The sequence below is a fragment of the Amycolatopsis ponsaeliensis genome (genome assembly GCF_030182635.1).
Lineage (GTDB): Bacteria > Actinomycetota > Actinomycetes > Mycobacteriales > Pseudonocardiaceae > Amycolatopsis > Amycolatopsis ponsaeliensis.
Genome location: NZ_JAPZLD010000012.1, coordinates 1 through 17,293 on the forward strand (window position 1 = coordinate 1; position 17,293 = coordinate 17,293).

Genomic DNA, 17,293 nt, shown 5'->3' on the forward strand with positions numbered 1-17,293 from the left:
GCGGGCACCCCGGGTGGGGGTGTTTTTTTTCCTATATCCATCACTACCCCTGTCTCGCCCTACGCTAACCGTGCGGGGGCTCTTGGGGCCGCGGGGGGGGGGGCCCCCCCCCCCCCCCCACGGACGCGGTTGCATCAGGAGGAGGCGGTGGCCTGCTCGGCGGGAACCTCGGCCGGCGTCTCGACCGGCGCCTCGACGGCCGCGGCCGCCTCGGTCGCGTCGGCGGCGGCGGTCTCGGAGCCGGCGAGCAGCTCCTTCTCCCACTCGGCCAGCGGCTCGTCGGTGGCGACACCCGGCTCCGGCTTGGAGTCGGCCGAAGCACCGTTGCGGCTGGACCGCTGCATCAGACCGGCGGCCGCGGCCTCGGCGACGACCTTGGTCAGCAGCGCGGCCGAGCGGATCGCGTCGTCGTTGCCCGGGATCGGGTAGTCGACCTCGTCCGGGTCGCAGTTGGTGTCCAGGATCGCGACGACCGGGATGTTCAGCTTGCGAGCCTCGCCGACGGCGATGTGCTCCTTCTTCGTGTCGACGATCCACACGATGCTCGGCACCTTGGCCATGTCGCGGATACCGCCGAGGGTCTTCTCGAGCTTGTCCTTCTCGCGGGTCAGCGTCAGGATCTCGCGCTTGGTGAGACCTTCGAAGCCGCCGGTCTGCTCCCGCGACTCGAGCTCCTTCAGGCGGAGAAGACGCTTGTGCACGGTCTGGAAGTTGGTCAGCATGCCGCCGAGCCAGCGCTGGTTCACGTAGGGCATGCCCACGCGCGAGGCTTCGGCCGCGATGGCTTCCTGAGCCTGCTTCTTGGTGCCGACGAACATGATCGTGCCACCGTGCGCGACGGTTTCCTTGATGAACTCGAACGCGCGGTCGATGTAGGTCAGCGTCTGCTGCAGGTCGATGATGTAGATGCCATTGCGCTCGGTGAAGATGTAGCGCTTCATCTTCGGGTTCCACCGACGAGTCTGGTGCCCGAAGTGCACGCCGCTGTCGAGCAGCTGCTTCATGGTGACGACGGCCATTGCCGGAATCAACCTCTTCTGTGTAGTGCGCGCTCGCGGCGGTTCACCGCTGACGCGCTGCTCGGTTTTGTCGCTCGCGGCCGGGTGGCCGCTCGCCCTGGTGCCCGTGGCGCTGTCCGGACCCTGAGGAGTGAGGAGCCCCAGGGACCGCCGGACATCGTGCGACTCGCCGGCGACTTTCTGCCGGGGATCGCGCACGTGCACGCGAAGTCAGCCCGCTCACGCGGACCGCGGAAAAGATTCTACCCCCTGCCACCAGCCCCTCCCCCACCGGCGGCCGCGGACGGACGGAGTTGTCCACATCGGGTCCGGTTATCCACAGATTCGGCTTCGGCTCCCCATCGGGCTCCGCGGTGCCGCAGGCTGAAGTCATGGAGTCGATCAAGGAGTTCCGGCACCGGATGACGGGTCGTGGTTTGGTCGTGATCGCGCTGGTCACGGCCGGTTTGCCGCTGCTCGGCGGCGCTTGGGCTTCACCTCCGACGGTGAGCGGTCAGCCGACCGGCTCGAAGGTGGCGACAGCTTCGCCAGGGCTGGGGATGACTGCCGCCCGGGCAGGCGGCCTCGGCCCACCACCGGCACCGCCACCACGGGCGAGTGACTCGGCGGCCGGTCATCCGCAGGCCGAGTGGACCGGCGTCGGCCTGACGGTGCTTGCCCGGTCGCGAACCGTGCGGCAGGCGCGGCTGTCCTGGCCGTTGTCACCCGTTCCGGTGGTCACGAAGTACTTCGACGCCCCGGAAACGCCCTACGGCCCCGGGCACCGCGGCGTCGACCTGGCCGCCGTGCCCGGGCAGGAGGTGCTGGCCGCCGATGCCGGCGTGGTCGTCTTCGCCGGGCTCGTGGCCGGGCGGCCCGTGCTCTCCGTCGACCACGACGGCGGCCTGCGCACCACCTACGAGCCCGTCGAGCCGAAGGTGGCCGTCGGGGAGCAGGTCTACCGGGGGCAGGTGCTCGGGACCGTCCTCGCCGGCCATCCCGGCTGCGCGATCACCGCGTGCCTGCACTGGGGCGTGCGGCGGGGCGACGAGTACGTCGATCCCCTCGCCCTGACCGGTGAGGTGGGCGAGTTCCGGCTCAAGCCGTGGGGAGGTGGTCCCTGATCAGGAGCCGGTCTGCTCGACCAGCTTGGCGCGCAGCCGCATGACCGCCCGCGTGTGCAGCTGGCTGACCCGCGACTCGGTGACGCCGAGGACCTTGCCGATCTCGGCGAGGGTCAGGCTCTCGAAGTAGTAGAGGCTGACCACGATCTTGTCGCGCTCGGTCAGCTGTCCGATGGCCTGCGCGAGCTGGCGGCGGTTGTCCTGGTCGACGAGCACCGCGACCGGGTCGACGGCGTCGTCGTCGGGCAGCGTGTCGACCAGCGAGCCGCTGTCCTTGCCCGCGGCCACCAGGTCCTCCAGCGCGACGACGCTGGTGAGCTGCAGCTGGCCGTAGAAGTCGCGCAGGTCGTCGAGGCCGATGCCGAGCTCGGCGGCGAGCTCCGCGTCGGTCGGGGTGCGGTTCAGGCGGGCGCCGAGGCGCTCCATCGCGCGCTCGGCCTCCTTGGCCTTGCTGCGGACGGCGCGCGGCACCCAGTCCTGCGAACGGAGGTCGTCGAGGATCGCGCCGCGGATGCGCTGCATCGCGTACGTCTCGAAGCGCAGGCCGCGCTCGGGGTCGAACTTCTCGATCGCGTCGACGAGCCCGAAGATGCCGGACTGCACGAGGTCGCCCACGTCGACGTGGGTCGGCAGGCCGGTGCCGACCCGGCCGGCGACGTACTTGACCAGCGGCGCGTAGTGCAGCACGAGCCGATCGCGCGACGCCTGGTCGGGGCTGTCGGCGAACTGCCGCCACAGCGCCGCGATCCCGGCGTCGACGTCGTAACCGGCCCGCGCTTCGGCGGGCACGGCGGCGTCACCGCGAGTGGTCACTCCGGTGGCGTCGGTCACGTGCGGGCCTGCGGTCATTGCACAGTCGTTCTCGGCATGCGGCTCAGTGTCGTCTCCGTGCTCGTGCGGATGCGCGTGCGCCGCCGGGCCCGCTGGTGACGACCCCGGCGAGACTCCCCGGGCCGCCTCAGGCCCTGGGGTGCGCTCGGTCATGGATCGCTTTCAACCGGTCGACGGTCACATGAGTGTAGAGCTGCGTCGTGGCAAGCGTAGCGTGACCAAGCAGTTCCTGAACGCTCCTGAGATCGGCACCCCCCTCCAGCAGATGCGTCGCGGCCGAATGTCGCAGGCCATGGGGCCCCATGTCGGCCGCTCCGGGCACCGCCGTGACGGCGTCGTGCACGACACGCCGGACCGCGCGCGGGTCGACGCGTTTCCCCCGCACCCCGAGGAAAAGCGCCGGCTCGACGCCCTCACCGGCGGTTTCCGCGACGATCTTCGGCCGCCCCTCGGTGATCCAGTCGTCCAGCGCTTCCGCCGCCGGGACGCCGAACGGCACGACGCGTTCCTTGCCGCCCTTGCCGAGCACCGTCACGACACGACGGGAGAAATCGGCCTCGCCGACGTCCAACCCGCACAACTCGGACACGCGGATGCCGGTCGCGTAGAGCAGCTCGACGATCGCGCGATCACGCAGTGCGACAGGATCGCGCTGAGCCGCGCCGGCCGCCGACGCCCGCATGACCTCCCCCGCCTGCCCGGCGCGCAGCACCCCGGGCAGGGTGCGGTGCGCCCGCGGCGCGGCGAGCCGCCCGCCCGGGTCCGTGGCGAGGACGCCGGTGCGGTGCGCCCAGGCGGTGAACGTCCGCGCCGAGGCCGCGCGCCGTGCGAGCGTCGTCCGGCTCGCCCCGCCGGACTGCTGGGCGGCGAGCCACGCCCGCAGCCGGGCGAGGTCCAGCTCCGCGAGCCCTCCACCGCCGTCCACGACGAACCCCAGCAGCGAAACCACGTCGCCGACGTACGCCCGGACGGTGTGCGCGGACAGGCCCCGCTCCAGCCCGAGGTGCCGTTCGTAGCCGGTGACGGCGGCCCGGACCGGCTCGGGCAGCGCGGCCCGGAGCGCGCGCAGGTCCGGGCGGCGCCCCTGGCCGGAGCGTGATGGCGGCGGCATGGCTGTCACGCTGCGCGAACAACCGCCATCGGTCAAGGATCGCCACGCGGGCCCACCGGACCGGCCGAACACTTTCGACGATTTCGCAGGGATTTCGTGGCCTTCACGCGCTTTGCCTCCGTCGTCGCCACCCCGCTTCCCCGCGAACGGCGAATCCGTCGATCTCCAGCGCGGGCAGCAGCGCCCGCACTTTCCGCAGCGGGAGCCCGGATTCGGCCGCGATTTCGGTGTCCGACCGGTTGGTGCGCGCGGCCAAAGCCTCGTAGGTCCGCAGCGCGTCGGGGCCCAGCCGGTCGGTCGGACGTTTCGGCCGGGCGGCCTGGTCCTCGGCGATACCGAAGCGGCCCACGGTCTCGAGGACCTCGTCGACGGTCGAGACGAGCGTCGCCCGCGAGTCGCGGATCAGTTCGTGGCAGCCGACGGACATCCCGGACGAGATGGGTCCCGGCACCGCCATCACCACCTTCCCGAGGGCGCCTGCGGTGCTCGCGGTGTTGCGCGCGCCGCTGCGCTGCCCGGCCTCGACGACCAAGGTGCCCTCGGTGAGGGCGGCGATGAGCCGGTTGCGGACGAGGAAGCGGTGCCGGGCCGGCGGGGTGCCGGGCGGGTATTCGCTGACGACCGCGCCACCGTTGCGGACGATCCGGTTCAGCAGCCCGACGTGCCCCGCCGGATAGCCCGCATCGACGGCGCAGCCGAGCACCGCAACGGTGACCCCTTCGGCGGCGAGCGCACCCCGGTGGGCGGCGCCGTCGATGCCGTAGGCAGCACCCGAGAACACCGGAACGCCCCGGGTGGCGAGGCCGTACGAGAGTTCGGCGGCGTGGTGTTCGCCGTACTCGGTGGCAGCCCGAGCCCCGACGACGGCGACGGCCCGATCGGCGGCAGTGCCGAGCGCGACATCGCCGGAGACCCAGAGCGCGAGCGGAGGCACGGCTTCGGAAACACCGCGTTGAGCCGCGAGGTCGAGGGCGAGCAGCGGCCAGGCGGGCCATTCGTCGTCCTCGGGAACAACCAGCCGAGCACCAACGGCGGCGGCCCGCGCAAAGTCCTGGTCGACGAGGTCGTACCCGCGGCGCGCTTCGGTCGCTTTGAGCACCTCGGGCGGGCAGTCACCTCGCCGCACCCGGGCGGCCGCGTCGATCGGACCGTGTTGGGCCACGAAGGCGACCAGTGCAGGGGCGGGGGGTTCGGCGACTCGCAGCAGGTAGGCGCGGGCGCGGCGCAGCTCGTCGGGGCTGACGCGTGCTGCTGGGTGCGCCTCTCGCCGCTCGTTCGGGCTCGTGCCGCCGCTTGCGGCAGGAGGCACCTCGCGCAACTCATCCGTTCTCGTGCCACTACCTGCAGCAGCCGGCCGCGCCTCACGCTTCACCTCCGGGCCTGTGCCGCTGCCCGCAGCCGGCGGGTGCGCCGAGCGCTGCTCATCGGGGCGGCTGCCTGCAGTCAGAAGGTGCGCCGGGTGCAATTCATCCGAGCTCGTAACGCTTCCCGCGGCGGCGGGCCGCGCCTCACGCTGCTCATCCGGGCTCGTGCTGCCACCTGCAGCAGGAGGCACCTCGCGTGGCTCATCCAGGCTCGCGCCTCCGCCTGCGGCAAGTGGGTGCGCGGGGCAGAGATCATCTGGGCTCGTGCCGCGGCCCGGAGCAGCTGACCGCGCCTCCCGCTGCTCATCCGGGCCGATGCCGCTGCCCGGGGCCGGCGGTGCCGGGCGCTGGTCGTCGGGGGTCATGCCGCTACTCGCTCTCGGAAGGCCAGGGCTGAGCCGACTTGGTCTGTGCCTGGGCGTTGCTCGCCGTCCAGATCGGCCAGGGTCCAGGCGATGCGTATGCAGCGGTCTGCTCCGCGGCCGCTCAAAGCGCCGCGGTCCATTGCTCGGTCCAGTAACTGCGTTGCGGCAGCTGGGAGGGTGAACTCGCGGCGCAATGCCGGGCCTGGGACCTCCGAGTTCGATCGCCAGCCGTGGGCCTGCCAGCGGTGGGCTGCCCGGTCTCGGGCCTGCAAGACCCGGGTGCGGACCGCCTCCGACGACTCCGTCGCTCCGGTGTCGTGGGCGGTGATCGCGCTCAACGGACGTAGGCGGACGCGGAGGTCGACGCGGTCCAGCAGCGGGCCGGACAGGCGGCCCAGGTAGCGGCGGCGGGCTGTCGGCGAGCACACGCAGTCGGCTTCCTTCGGGGGTGCGCATGCGCACGGGTTCGTCGCCAGGATCAGCTGGAACCGCGCCGGGTACGTGATCGCGCCCTTGACCCGGGCGATGCGGACCTCGCCCTCCTCGAGGACCGTGCGCAGCGACTCCAGGCGCTGGCCGCCGAACTCGCACACCTCGTCGAGGAACAGGACGCCGCGGTGGGCGCGGCTGATCGCGCCCGGGGTGGCCAGGCCGCTGCCGCCGCCGATCAGGGCCGCCACCGTGATCGAGTGGTGCGGGGCCACGAAGGGCGGCACCGTGACCAGGGGCGACGACTTCGACAGCGAGCCGTCGACCGAGTGCACCGCCGTCACCTCCAAGGATTCTTCGTGCGATAAGCGCGGCAGCAGACCGGGCAAACGGCGGGCGAGCATCGTCTTGCCGACGCCCGGTGGGCCGGTGAGCAGGAGGTGGTGCCCGCCCGCCGCCGCGACCTCCAGTGCCCAGCGCGCCTCAGGCTGGCCGATGACGTCGGCCAGGTCCGGTACCGCCGGTGGGGTCGGCGGCACCGGAGGCTCCGGTGGCACCAGCTCGGCCTCCTTCTTCAGCCACGCCACCAGATCACGCAGGTGGGCCGCGCCCGCGACGTCGATGCCGTCCACCAGCCCCGCCTCGACCAGCGAGTCCGCCGGAACGACGGCTCGTTCGTAGCCAGCCGCGCGGGCCGCCAGGAGGCCCGGGAGGATGCCGCGGACCGGGCGGACGCGGCCGTCGAGCGCCAGTTCGCCCAGCAGCACCGTGCCGAGCAACCGCGTCGCCGGGACCGATCCCGTTGCCGCGAGCACGGCCGCCGCGATGCCGAGGTCGTACGCCGAGCCGACCTTCGGGAGGTTCGCCGGGGACAGGCCGAGCGTCACCTTGCCGTCCGGCCAGGACTGGCCCGAGTTGCGGACGGCCGAGCGGACGCGGTCCTTGGCTTCGCGCAGCCCCGCGTCCGGGAGACCGACCAGGGTGACGCGGCTCAGCCCACCGCCGAGGTCGGCCTCGATCTCGATGACGCGGCCGTCGATGCCGAGCAAGGCCACACTCCACGCTTTGGCGATGGGCATCAGAACGCCGCCTCGATGTGCTGGACGCGGGGGCGGGTTCCCGGCTCGGCGAGGATCGTCACGACGTCGTAGCGGACCGGGCACCAGCCGATGCGGAACTCGCGCAGCCAGCGTTGACCTGCTCGGCGCACTCGGCCGGCCTTCTCCTCCGTGACCGTCTCCGATGGCAGGCCGAACTCGGTGCCGGTGCGGGTCTTGACCTCGCAGAACACCACGCGGGTGCGGTCGGTGAGGATGAGGTCGATTTCGCCTTCGCGGCAGCGCCAGTTGCGGCCGAGCAGGACGAGGCCGCGGTCCTGCAGGTGCCGGGCGGCGAGGTCTTCGCCCCACGCGCCCAGGTCGCGGCGGTGTCTTGCGAGCTGGTCGGTGCCCGTCATCGTGTTCGCCCCTCGTCGGTGCGCCGGTCACCGGGGCGGTCCCGGCGATCACGGTGCGTGTGCGTTCGACGATGCCAGCGCACGACGCGGCGAAACCAGGCCGAAATCGCCGCTCTGTGGACAACCGGGGGTATGTGGACAACTCGGTCCACCGAACACGAAGAAAGCGCCGAACTGTCGGCCCGTTGTGCTACAGCCCGAAAAGATCACGCAAAAGCACCGCGCCGGCTCGTCCAGGACGAACCGGCGCGGGGAAAGACCAGCTCAGCCCGAGAACGGGCCGTCTTCGGGCAGCCGGAGGTCCGGCTTGTCGAGCTCCTCGACGTTGACGTCCTTGAACGTGATGACGCGGACGTGCTTGACGAAGCGGGCCGGGCGGTACATGTCCCAGACCCACGCGTCGGACATGCGGACCTCGAAGTACACCTCGCCGCCGCCGTCGCGGACCTGGACGTCGACCGCGTTCGCCAGGTAGAACCGCCGCTCGGTCTCCACCACGTACGAGAACTGGCCGACTATGTCGCGGTACTCGCGGTACAGCGAGAGCTCCATCTCGGTCTCGTACTTCTCGAGATCCTCTGCGCTCATGAAATCCGCGCCCCTCCTCGGGATCGTGCTGCTGCTCCGCCGGCGGAGCGTTCATTGTGACCCACACCCGCTGCCGGGGCATGCAGCGGCAGGCTGAGTTGTGGCTCGAGGGCCTCGTCGAGCACCGCGGCGAGCTCCGCCCCGGCCCTGACGTCCATGGCCTTTTCCAGCGCCGCGTAGGTCAGCAGGACCGGCCGCGCGGGTCGCACGCCGTGCTTGATGGCCACCGTCGCGACGTTCGTATAAGACCACCGGTGGACATCGCTGGGACCGTGTTCGCGCAGCGCCGCCAAGTGCTCTGACGTGCTGTAACCCTTGTGCACGTCGAAACCGTAGTGCGGGAAGTCGTCGTGGTAGCCGGCCATGATGCGGTCGCGCGTCACCTTCGCCAGCACCGACGCGGCCGCGATGCACGCCACCGAACGGTCGCCCTTGATCACCGCCGCGTTCGGGGCCGTGAGGCCCGGGACCCGGAAGCCGTCGGTGAGGATGTAGCCCGGGGACACGCGCAGCGCCGCCGCGGCGCGCCGCATGCCCTCGAGGTTCATCACCCGGATGCCGTAGCGGTCGACCTCCGCGGTCGGGATGACGATCACGGAGTAGTCGACGGCCCGGGCGAGGACCAGGTCGTAGACCCGGTCACGCGCCTTGGCCGTCATCAGCTTGGAGTCCGTCAGCTCGGTGAGCTTCGCCGCGTCGCCCTGTTTGAGCACGCAGGCCGCGACCACCAGCGGCCCCGCGCACGCCCCGGCGCCGGCTTCGTCCACACCGGCGACCGGGCCGAGGCCACGGCGGTCGAGCGCGCCCTGCAGACCCCAGAAGAGGTCGCCGCGCACCACGGCCCGCGGCGGCCGGATCGGCTCGGCCGCGGTGAGGGGAACGGGAAGAGTCAAGGCTGGATCACCCGTCTGCCGGCACGGATCGGGGTGGCTAGCGTTTCCGCCAGGCCGCCCGGCGCAGTCCGGACTTGAGCTTGCGCCCGACGAAGAGCGCCGGCCAGGCCGCCGCGATGCCGGCCCCGAGCGGGAGACCGCTCTGCCACGCCGGCGCGCCGAGCGCCACCGGCTGGGCCGACGCCTGCGGGTTGTGGTCGGTGATCCCGCCCCACCGGCCCGGCGGCAGGACGATGATCCTGGCCTTGCCGATGACGTTGTCCACGGGAACCGCGCCGTTTTCACGGCCGCCGCCCTGGAACCGGGAGTCGTCGGAGTTGTTCCGGTTGTCGCCCATGACCCAGAGCGTCCCCGCGGGGACCTTGACGGGCTCGAAAGCACGCTCGTTCTGGTTGGACGGGTCTTCCCAGTGGACGTACGGCTCGTCGAGCCCCTTGCCGTCCACCACGACCCGGCCCTGCGTGTCGCAGCACTGGACGGTCTGGCCGCCCACTGCGATCACGCGCTTGACGAAGTCGCGCTCGTCCGGCGGGGCGAACCCGACCAGCGAGCCGAGACCGCGCAGGCCCTGGACGACGATGTTGCTCGACTCCTGCGGCGCGATCTCGTTGTTGACCCACGCCGGCGGACCCTTGAACACGATCACGTCGCCCGGCGAGGGCTCGGTGAAGTCGTAGGTGACCCGGTCGACGAGGATCCGGTCTCCGGTGCACCCGGGGCATCCGTGCAGGGTGGCCTCCATCGACCCCGAGGGGATCATGAAGACCTTGGCGAGGAACGTCTGGATCAAGATCGTGAGCACCAGGGCGATCACGAGCAGGATCGGCAATTCCTTCCAGAACGACCGTTTCTTGGCGGGTTTGGCACGCCGCCGCCGGGATCCCCCGCGCTCCTCGGAGCGGGACCGCCTTGGCTGGTCCTCCTCGGAGCGATCGGGGTCATCCTCAGGAGCGTTCTGGGACACGGGTTCGGCCACGTCGTCAGGCTACCGGTAACCGGGTTGTGACTCAGTTAGCCGAAGCCGTCTCGCGGTTCTCGCGGCGCTCCTTGATCTTGGCCTTCTTGCCGCGCAGGTCACGCAGGTAGTACAGCTTCGCGCGCCGCACGTCACCGCGCTTGTGGACCTCGACCTCGGCCACGTTCGGCGAGTGCACCGGGAAGGTGCGCTCCACGCCGACGCCGAAGGAGACCTTGCGAACGGTGAAGGTCTCCCGGATGCCGCCGCCCTGACGGCGGATCACGACGCCCTGGAAGACCTGGTTGCGCTCACGGTTGCCCTCGATGACGCGGACGTGCACCTTGAGCGTGTCGCCCGGGCGGAAAGCCGGGATGTCGGAACGCAGTGACTGCTTGTCCAGCGCGTCCAGGGTGTTCATCGGTGGTCCGTCCTCGTCTTCGTATGGCTTGCGTACACGTCCCCGGGCGCGCAACGACGCCGCTGCGGGCGACCCAGGGGGCTGCTGGCGGGCTCGTGGACGACGAGGTCCACTCACGCCAACCTGTCAAGTATTGCAGACCGGGGCAGGGTACAAGTAACCGCCCCTAGGCCTGCTCGGGGCCCAAGCCCTCCAGGACCCCGCGATCGTGCTTGTCGAGGCTACCTTCCGGCAGCCGCGCCAGGAGATCCGGGCGGCGGTGGGCGGTGCGCTCCAGGGCCTGGTCTCGCCGCCAGCGGTCGATCAGGGCGTGGTTCCCGGACCGCAGCACGTCGGGCACGGACAGCTCCCGCCACACCTCGGGGCGCGTGTAGCTGGGCCCTTCGAGGAGGCCGTCGGAGAACGAGTCCTCCTCGGCCGAGCGGGCGTTGCCGAGCACGCCGGGCAGCAGCCGGACGACGGCCTCGACCATGACGAGCACCGCCGCCTCGCCGCCGACCAGGACGTAGTCGCCGATCGACACCTCGTCGACCGGCATCCGGCGGGCGGCGTCGTCGACGACGCGCTGGTCGATGCCCTCGTACCGCCCGCAGGCGAAGACCAGGTGCTTTTCCGCGGCGTAGGCGTGGGCCAGCTCCTGGGTGAACGGCCGCCCGGCCGGCGTCGGCACGACGAGCCGGGTCTCCGGACGGCAGACGTCGTCCAGCGCCGGGCCCCAGATCTGCGGTTTCATCACCATGCCGGGCCCGCCGCCGTACGGCGCGTCGTCGACCGCGCGGTGCACGTCGTGGGTCCAGTCGCGCAGGTCGTGCACGCCGACCTCGATCAGGCCGCGGTCGATCGCCCGGCCCAGCAGCGCGGCGCGCAGCGGGTCGAGGTATTCGGGGAAGATCGTGACGACGTCGATGCGCATCTCAGGCGTCCAGGAGCCCTTCCGGGGGATCGAGCACGACCCGGCCTCCCGCGATGTCCACCGTGGGGACGATCGCGTGGACGAACGGCACCAGGAGCTCGCGGCCCTCGACGTCGAGTTCCAGCAGCTCGCCCGCGGGCGAGTGGACGATCTCGACGACCTTGCCGAGGACCGTCCCGTCGGCCAGCTCGGCCCGCAGGCCGGCCAGCTCGTGGTCGTAGAACTCGTCGGGGTCGCCGGTCGGCGGCAGTGTGTCGGTGTCGGCGAGCAGGAGGGCGCCCCGCAGCGTCTCGGCGACGTCGCGGGTCAGGACCTCCTCGAAACGCACCAGCAGCCGCCCGCTGTGTTCGCGGGCGGCTGCGATGGTGAGTTCCCTTTTGCTGCCGTCACGCAGCTTGGTCGTCACGGCCGCACCGATCCGGAACCGCTGGTCCGGCGAGTCCGTGCGCACGTCCACCGCGAGCTCCCCGCGGATTCCGTGCGCCTTGGCGATGCGACCGACTACGACGTCCATGACCGTTTCCGAGACAGGCTTCAGCGGTCGGTGTCGACGACGTCCACGCGGACGCCGCGGCCACCGATGCCGCCCATGACGGTGCGCAGGGCGGTCGCCGTGCGACCACCCCGGCCGATCACCTTGCCGAGGTCGTCGGGGTGCACGTGCACCTCGAGCGTCCGGCCACGGCGCGTGGTCAGCAGCTCGACCCGGACCTCGTCCGGGTTGTCGACGATCCCGCGCACCAGGTGCTCGAGGGAGTCAGCCAGAAAGCTCACTCGGCCTTCTCACCCTCGGTGGCTTCGGCCTTCTCGGCCTCGGCCTTCTTGGGGGCGGACTTCTTCTTCGGCGTGGTGGCCTCGGTGGAGGGCTCCTCGCCGGCGGCGGCCAGTGCCGCGTTGAACAGGTCCTGCTTGGACGGCTTCGGCGCGGCCACCTTCAGGGTGCCCTCGGCGCCCGGCAGGCCCTTGAACTTCTGCCAGTCACCGGTGATCTCGAGCAGGCGCTGCACGGGCTCGGTCGGCTGCGCGCCGACACCCAGCCAGTACTGGGCGCGCTCGGAGACGACCTCGATGAGGCTCGGCTCTTCCTTCGGGTGGTACTTGCCGATCGTCTCGATGGCCTTGCCGTCCCGGCGGGTGCGCGCGTCGGCAACGATGATGCGGTAGTACGGCGCACGGATCTTGCCGAGGCGCTGCAGCTTGATCTTGACGGCCACGGGTGTGGGTTCTCCTCGAATCTCTCTGGTGCTGGGCTGGGCGCACGCGGGCCGAGTGGGGACACGGTCGCGGGCACCCGAAGGTCAGGAGCTTTCGCACGGTGAGAGGGTCCGGCGGAAGCAGGCAGTGTGCCATTCTGCCAGACGGCCCCCGCGCACCGGGAAAGAGGCTCAGAAAGAGGCCACTCCGAGCGCCCCGAGCAGGATGGTGAGCGCCGGCAGGAAGTTGTTCACCTGGTGCGCGACGATACTGCCCGGCAGCCGTCCGGTGACCAGCCGGGCGAGGCCGATGGGCACCGCGATGACCAGCAGCAACGTCGTGCGCAGCGGCTCGAGGTGGCTCGCCGCGAACACCGCCGTGGACAGCAGGAACGCCGCTGCGCCCGCCCAGCGCTCGTTGCGCCACTGCAGCTGTTCGGCGGCACCCCAGAGCAGGCCGCGGTAGATGATCTCTTCGCAGATCGGGCCGAGCAGCCACAGGTAGACGAACATCACGACGGCCGCCGAGACGGACATCTTCCGGTCCTCCACCAGCGCGCTGATCGCCGACGTCGCGTTGGCGTTGCCGACCAGCTGCGTCCAGAGGTAGGCGCCGAGGGTGGTGAAGACGAGCCCGACGCAGCCGAAGCGGAACCCGGTCTTCACGTCGGCCCAGCGCCACTCCAGCCGCAGGTCGATCACCGGCCCGTTGCCGCGCACGTAGGTGATCAGCACCGCGACGCCGGCCGCGATCATCGTCGGCAGCATGGTGCCCAGCAGCACGACCCGGATCGGCAGCGGGCCGGGGCCGGTGTCGCCGACCAGCACGGACACGAACGCGGCCGAGGACAGCAGCACAGCCTCGACCAGCAGGAACGCCCCGAAGCCCCACCGGTGCCGCCGCGCGGGTGGCAGGAACGCCGTCGCCGTTGGTTCCTCGGGCTCGGGGAACGACGCCGCGTCGGGAGCCGGGTCCCGGGGCTGGGAAGTGGTCACGCGTTGCCCTCCGCGATCGTCGGCTCCTGGTCCCGAGCCTAGCCGCCGGAGAGTGATCACACAGTATCCGTCCGACTACTGTCCATCGAACTGCGCAACACGCTCAGTGCGCGACGAACAGCAGGACCGCCGGCGGCAGGTTGTTGGCCGCGTGCGCGATCACCCCGGCGCTCACCCGGCCGGAGAGGTGCCGGGCCAGCCCGATCGCGATGCCCTGGCCGAAGAGGGCGATCGTGCGGGTCGGCTCGCCGTGCAGCTGCGCGAACACCAGCGAGGTGAGCAGCAGCACCACCCACGGCGGGACCCGGTGGAACTGCAGCGCCTTCCACAGCGTGCCGCGGACCAGCAGTTCCTCCGTGATCGGCGCGCCGGCGATGACGATCACCGCGGCGAGCACCAGCCAGACGGTGTCGCCGTCGAAGGTGTCGGCGAGGTCGCTCAGCGGGCTGTCGGAGACGTCGTCGGCGCCGTAGACGGCGATCAGCACCAGGTTGAGGCCGTAGCCGACGACCAGCGCGAGCGCGCCGCAGGCGAGGCCGATCCGGACGTCGCGCCAGGTCGGCTTGAGCCCGAAGTCCGTCCGCAGGCCCTCTCCCCAGCGCCACGAACCCACCGCCGGGCCGAGGCCGAGCAGGAGGTTGGGCACGAACGCCAGGAGCAGCAGCGGGCCGATGTCGTGCAGTTCCAGGGGGTCGAACTCGCCGACGTTGCGGTTGACCGCGGCGGCGATGACGAGGTTGATCAGGTAGTAGCCGGCGATCCCCGCGAAGAACGCCACGAAACACCAGTGCGCCCCCAGCACGCGCCGTGCGCCGTCGTCGTCCGTCACGGCCCCAACGCTAAAGTGCCGACCCCGTAAGAAAATCGGCGGGGTCTACGCGTACACCACACCGCCGAGCACGATGTGCCGCGGATGGCGAAGGACGCCCAGGTCCTCACGCGGGTCGCTCGCGTAGACGAGCAGGTCGGCGGGTGCGCCGTCGGCGATGCCCGGGTGGCCGAGCCAATCGCGGGCGGCCCAGGACGCGCTCGCCAGCGCCGCCTCGCGGGTCATGCCCGCGCGGTGCAGCGCCTCGATCTCGTCGACGAGCCGGCCGTGCTCGACCATGCCACCGGCGTCACTGCCCGCGAAGACGCGTACGCCCGCTTCGACGGCCGTCGCGACCATCTCGCCGACTCCCGCGTGCAGCGCCCGCATGTGAGCCGCGTAGGCCGGGTACTTGCCGGCCTTGTCCGCGATGCCCGGGAAGTTCTCGATGTTGATCAGGGTCGGCACCAGCGCGACGTCGTTGCGCGCCAGTTCGGCGAGCTGGTCGCTGCTCAGGCCGGTGCCGTGTTCGAGGCAGTCGATGCCGGCCGCGATCAGCCCGGGCAGCGCCGCTTCGCCGAACACGTGCGCGGTGACGCGGGCGCCGTGGTCGTGCGCGACCTTGACGGCTTCGGCGAGGACGTCGTCCGGCCAAAGCGGCGCGAGGTCGCCGACGCCGCGGTCGATCCAGTCTCCGACCAGCTTGACCCAGCCGTCGCCGTCGCGGGCCTGCTCGGCGACGGCGGCCGGCAGCTGCGCAGGGTCGTCCAGCTCGATGCCCAGGCCCGGGATGTAGCGCTTGGTCAGCGCCAAGTGCTGCCCGGCGCGGATGATCGTCGGCAGGTCCGCTCGTCGCTGCAGCGGCCGGACGTCTATCGGCAGGCCGCAGTCGCGGATCAGCAGCGTGCCCGCCGCCCGGTCGGCCAGCGCCTGCTCGGTCGCCTCTTCCAGCGACACGGGCCCGCCGACGCCGATGCCGGGGTGGCAGTGCGCGTCGACCAGGCCGGGCACGAGGAAGACGTCCCGGCCGAGCGTCTCGGCGCCGGGCACCGGCTCGAACGAGATCCGGCCGCCGGTGATCCAGAGGTCCCGGGACTCGCCGCCGGGCAGGATCACCCCGGCGGCGTGGAGCGCGGTGCTCAATTGTCCTTGGGGTTCTTCGGCAGCTTGAACTTCGTCGGGTCGAAGCCCGGGACGTCGTTCATCCCGCCCAGCTTCGAGAGGTCGGGCATGCCGCCGGGCATCTGACCGCCCGGGGGCAGCATCGGCATGCCGCCGGGGAAGCCACCGCGGACCTTGGGCTGCGTCGGGCCGCGACCCTTCTTGCCCTTCTTACCCTTGCGCGTCTTGGAACCGCCGCCCCCGCCGCCGAAGCCGAACCGGCCGGCCATCTGGGCCATCATCTTGCGGGCCTCGAAGAACCGGTTGACCAGGTCGTTGACCTCGCGGACGGACACGCCGGAGCCGTTGGCGATGCGCAGCCGGCGCGACCCGTTGATCATCTTCGGGTTGTCGCGCTCGGCGGGCGTCATGCCGCGGATGATCGCCTGCAGCTTGTCCAGGTGCTTGTCGTCGACCTGGGCGAGCTGGTCCTTCATCTGGCCGGCGCCCGGGAGCATGCCGAGCAGGTTGCCGATCGGGCCCATCTTGCGGACCGCGAGCATCTGCTCCAGGAAGTCTTCGAGGGTCAGCTGGCCGCTCGACAGCTTCGCCGCGGCCTGCTCGGCCTGGTCCTGGTCGAAGGCCTGCTCGGCCTGCTCGATCAGGGTCAGCATGTCGCCCATGCCGAGGATCCGCGATGCCATCCGGTCCGGGTGGAAGGTGTCGAAGTCCTCGAGCTTCTCGCCGTTGGAGGCGAAGAGGATCGGCTGGCCGGTGACCTCGCGGACGGAGAGCGCGGCACCACCGCGGGCGTCGCCGTCGAGCTTCGTGAGCACGACGCCGGTGAAGCCGACGCCGTCGCGGAACGCCTCGGCCGTGGTCACGGCGTCCTGGCCGATCATCGCGTCGACGACGAACAGCGTCTCGTCCGGCTGCACGGCGTCGCGGATGTCCGCGGCCTGCTTCATCAGCTCTTCGTCGACACCCAGGCGGCCGGCGGTGTCGACCACGACGACGTCGTGCTGCGCGTGCTTGGCCTCGGCGATGGCGCGGCGGGCGACGTCGACCGGGTCGCCGACGCCGTTGCCCGGCTCGGGCGCGAAGGTGACGACGCCGGCGCGCTCGCCGACGACCTGCAGCTGCGTCACGGCGTTCGGGCGCTGGAGGTCGCAGGCGACGAGCATCGGCGCGTGGCCCTGCTTCTTCAGCCACAGCGCGAGCTTGCCGGCGAGCGTCGTCTTACCGGCACCCTGGAGGCCCGCGAGCATGATCACGGTGGGCGGGTTCTTCGCCAGGTTCAGCCGCCGGGTCTCGCCGCCGAGGATCCCGACGAGCTCCTCGTTGACGATCTTGACGACCTGCTGCGCGGGGTTGAGCGCCTGGGAGACCTCGGCGCCCTTCGCCCGTTCCTTGATCCTCGCGATGAAGGTCTTGACCACGCCGAGGGCGACGTCGGCCTCCAGCAGCGCGATGCGGATCTCGCGCGCGGTGGCGTCGATGTCGGCGTCGGACAGCCTGCCCTTGCGCGTGAGCGTCTGCAGGGCGGCGGTGAGCCGATCGGAGAGGGTGTCGAACACGGGTGTGCACGCTCCAGCTGGGTCGAGAGTGGCGCGCCGGACGAGGCCGGCCCTCCCGAGGGTAGTCGCTCCGGCTCCCCCGCCTCACGGGTACGCGCAGGTCGCGCACGCGATCAGTAAACATAGGTTTACCACCTCGTGCGCGAGAAAAGGTAAAAGTGGCTTTACCT

The 17,293-nt window shown here is 71.3% G+C and carries 19 protein-coding genes; 1 reads left to right on the forward strand and 18 read right to left on the reverse strand.

The window, feature by feature from the left end:
• Positions 1 to 134: 134 nt before the first annotated feature.
• On the reverse strand, positions 135 to 1,019 hold the full coding sequence (rpsB, locus tag QQ657_RS19105) for a 30S ribosomal protein S2 (RefSeq protein ID WP_284743530.1): 885 nt from the start codon (positions 1,017 to 1,019) through the stop codon (positions 135 to 137).
• A gap of 533 nt (positions 1,020 to 1,552) precedes the next feature.
• On the opposite strand from rpsB, the gene QQ657_RS19110 reads away from it, so the two are divergent.
• Entirely contained in the window at positions 1,553 to 2,122 is a 570-nt protein-coding gene (locus QQ657_RS19110; protein WP_434056756.1) for a M23 family metallopeptidase, read from the forward strand.
• Here QQ657_RS19110 and QQ657_RS19115 read toward each other — a convergent pair whose 3' ends face one another.
• From QQ657_RS19115 to ffh, 17 genes are all read right to left on the reverse strand, one after another.
• Positions 2,123 to 2,971 carry a FliA/WhiG family RNA polymerase sigma factor gene (locus QQ657_RS19115; protein ID WP_284743531.1) on the reverse strand — a complete coding sequence of 283 codons (849 nt, stop codon included), beginning with the start codon at positions 2,969 to 2,971 and terminating at the stop codon, positions 2,123 to 2,125.
• A gap of 109 nt (positions 2,972 to 3,080) precedes the next feature.
• Positions 3,081 to 4,064: a tyrosine recombinase XerC gene (locus tag QQ657_RS19120; RefSeq protein WP_284743532.1), complete on the reverse strand. Its 984-nt coding sequence runs from the start codon at positions 4,062 to 4,064 to the stop codon at positions 3,081 to 3,083.
• 103 nt (positions 4,065 to 4,167) lie between these two features.
• The gene (gene dprA / locus QQ657_RS19125) at positions 4,168 to 5,292 is read right to left on the reverse strand and encodes a DNA-processing protein DprA (RefSeq protein ID WP_284743744.1); all 1,125 of its coding nucleotides are present in this window, start codon (positions 5,290 to 5,292) and stop codon (positions 4,168 to 4,170) included.
• A gap of 497 nt (positions 5,293 to 5,789) precedes the next feature.
• The gene (locus tag QQ657_RS19130; protein ID WP_284743533.1) at positions 5,790 to 7,301 is read right to left on the reverse strand and encodes a YifB family Mg chelatase-like AAA ATPase; all 1,512 of its coding nucleotides are present in this window, start codon (positions 7,299 to 7,301) and stop codon (positions 5,790 to 5,792) included.
• Positions 7,301 to 7,678: a YraN family protein gene (locus QQ657_RS19135; RefSeq protein WP_284743534.1), complete on the reverse strand. Its 378-nt coding sequence runs from the start codon at positions 7,676 to 7,678 to the stop codon at positions 7,301 to 7,303. Before QQ657_RS19135 ends, QQ657_RS19130 begins: the two co-directional genes overlap by 1 nt.
• A gap of 264 nt (positions 7,679 to 7,942) precedes the next feature.
• Positions 7,943 to 8,266, reverse strand: coding sequence for a DUF2469 domain-containing protein (locus QQ657_RS19140; RefSeq protein ID WP_003096226.1), 324 nt, complete (start codon positions 8,264 to 8,266; stop codon positions 7,943 to 7,945).
• Complete coding sequence (locus QQ657_RS19145) at positions 8,263 to 9,105, reverse strand: ribonuclease HII (protein ID WP_284743745.1); 843 nt, start codon at positions 9,103 to 9,105, stop codon at positions 8,263 to 8,265. Before QQ657_RS19145 ends, QQ657_RS19140 begins: the two co-directional genes overlap by 4 nt.
• Positions 9,106 to 9,196: 91 nt before the next feature.
• Positions 9,197 to 10,135, reverse strand: coding sequence for a signal peptidase I (gene lepB, locus QQ657_RS19150; protein WP_284743535.1), 939 nt, complete (start codon positions 10,133 to 10,135; stop codon positions 9,197 to 9,199).
• A gap of 31 nt (positions 10,136 to 10,166) precedes the next feature.
• Positions 10,167 to 10,535, reverse strand: coding sequence for a 50S ribosomal protein L19 (gene rplS / locus QQ657_RS19155; RefSeq protein ID WP_155545319.1), 369 nt, complete (start codon positions 10,533 to 10,535; stop codon positions 10,167 to 10,169).
• Between the two features lie 166 nt (positions 10,536 to 10,701).
• Positions 10,702 to 11,448, reverse strand: coding sequence for a tRNA (guanosine(37)-N1)-methyltransferase TrmD (gene trmD / locus QQ657_RS19160; protein WP_284743536.1), 747 nt, complete (start codon positions 11,446 to 11,448; stop codon positions 10,702 to 10,704).
• Position 11,449: 1 nt separating this feature from the next.
• Positions 11,450 to 11,962, reverse strand: a complete 513-nt coding sequence (gene rimM / locus QQ657_RS19165) for a ribosome maturation factor RimM (RefSeq protein WP_284743537.1) — start codon at positions 11,960 to 11,962, stop codon at positions 11,450 to 11,452.
• A 20-nt stretch (positions 11,963 to 11,982) separates the two neighbouring features.
• A complete protein-coding gene (locus tag QQ657_RS19170) occupies positions 11,983 to 12,222 on the reverse strand; it encodes an RNA-binding protein (RefSeq protein WP_003103110.1) in 240 nt (79 codons plus the stop codon).
• Positions 12,219 to 12,662, reverse strand: coding sequence for a 30S ribosomal protein S16 (gene rpsP / locus QQ657_RS19175; RefSeq protein ID WP_284743538.1), 444 nt, complete (start codon positions 12,660 to 12,662; stop codon positions 12,219 to 12,221). Before rpsP ends, QQ657_RS19170 begins: the two co-directional genes overlap by 4 nt.
• Positions 12,663 to 12,833: 171 nt before the next feature.
• On the reverse strand, positions 12,834 to 13,637 hold the full coding sequence (locus tag QQ657_RS19180) for a CPBP family intramembrane glutamic endopeptidase (RefSeq protein ID WP_284743539.1): 804 nt from the start codon (positions 13,635 to 13,637) through the stop codon (positions 12,834 to 12,836).
• A 103-nt stretch (positions 13,638 to 13,740) separates the two neighbouring features.
• Positions 13,741 to 14,466: a CPBP family intramembrane glutamic endopeptidase gene (locus QQ657_RS19185; RefSeq protein ID WP_284743540.1), complete on the reverse strand. Its 726-nt coding sequence runs from the start codon at positions 14,464 to 14,466 to the stop codon at positions 13,741 to 13,743.
• 45 nt (positions 14,467 to 14,511) lie between these two features.
• A complete protein-coding gene (locus tag QQ657_RS19190; protein WP_284743541.1) occupies positions 14,512 to 15,588 on the reverse strand; it encodes an amidohydrolase family protein in 1,077 nt (358 codons plus the stop codon).
• On the reverse strand, positions 15,585 to 17,123 hold the full coding sequence (gene ffh / locus QQ657_RS19195; RefSeq protein WP_284743542.1) for a signal recognition particle protein: 1,539 nt from the start codon (positions 17,121 to 17,123) through the stop codon (positions 15,585 to 15,587). The genes QQ657_RS19190 and ffh overlap by 4 nt, the downstream gene beginning before the upstream one ends.
• Positions 17,124 to 17,293 lie beyond the last annotated feature (170 nt).

Bases quoted from the DNA above. Each gene is read 5' to 3' on its own strand.
- trmD (WP_284743536.1), bottom strand. From the start codon at position 11,448: ATGCGCATCGACGTCGTCACGATCTTCCCCGAATACCTCGACCCGCTG.
- QQ657_RS19115 (WP_284743531.1), bottom strand. From the start codon at position 2,971: ATGACCGCAGGCCCGCACGTGACCGACGCCACCGGAGTGACCACTCGC.
- QQ657_RS19120 (WP_284743532.1), bottom strand. From the start codon at position 4,064: ATGCCGCCGCCATCACGCTCCGGCCAGGGGCGCCGCCCGGACCTGCGC.
- rplS (WP_155545319.1), bottom strand. From the start codon at position 10,535: ATGAACACCCTGGACGCGCTGGACAAGCAGTCACTGCGTTCCGACATC.
- QQ657_RS19135 (WP_284743534.1), bottom strand. From the start codon at position 7,678: ATGACGGGCACCGACCAGCTCGCAAGACACCGCCGCGACCTGGGCGCG.
- QQ657_RS19140 (WP_003096226.1), bottom strand. From the start codon at position 8,266: ATGAGCGCAGAGGATCTCGAGAAGTACGAGACCGAGATGGAGCTCTCG.
- rpsB (WP_284743530.1), bottom strand. From the start codon at position 1,019: ATGGCCGTCGTCACCATGAAGCAGCTGCTCGACAGCGGCGTGCACTTC.
- rimM (WP_284743537.1), bottom strand. From the start codon at position 11,962: ATGGACGTCGTAGTCGGTCGCATCGCCAAGGCGCACGGAATCCGCGGG.
- QQ657_RS19130 (WP_284743533.1), bottom strand. From the start codon at position 7,301: ATGCCCATCGCCAAAGCGTGGAGTGTGGCCTTGCTCGGCATCGACGGC.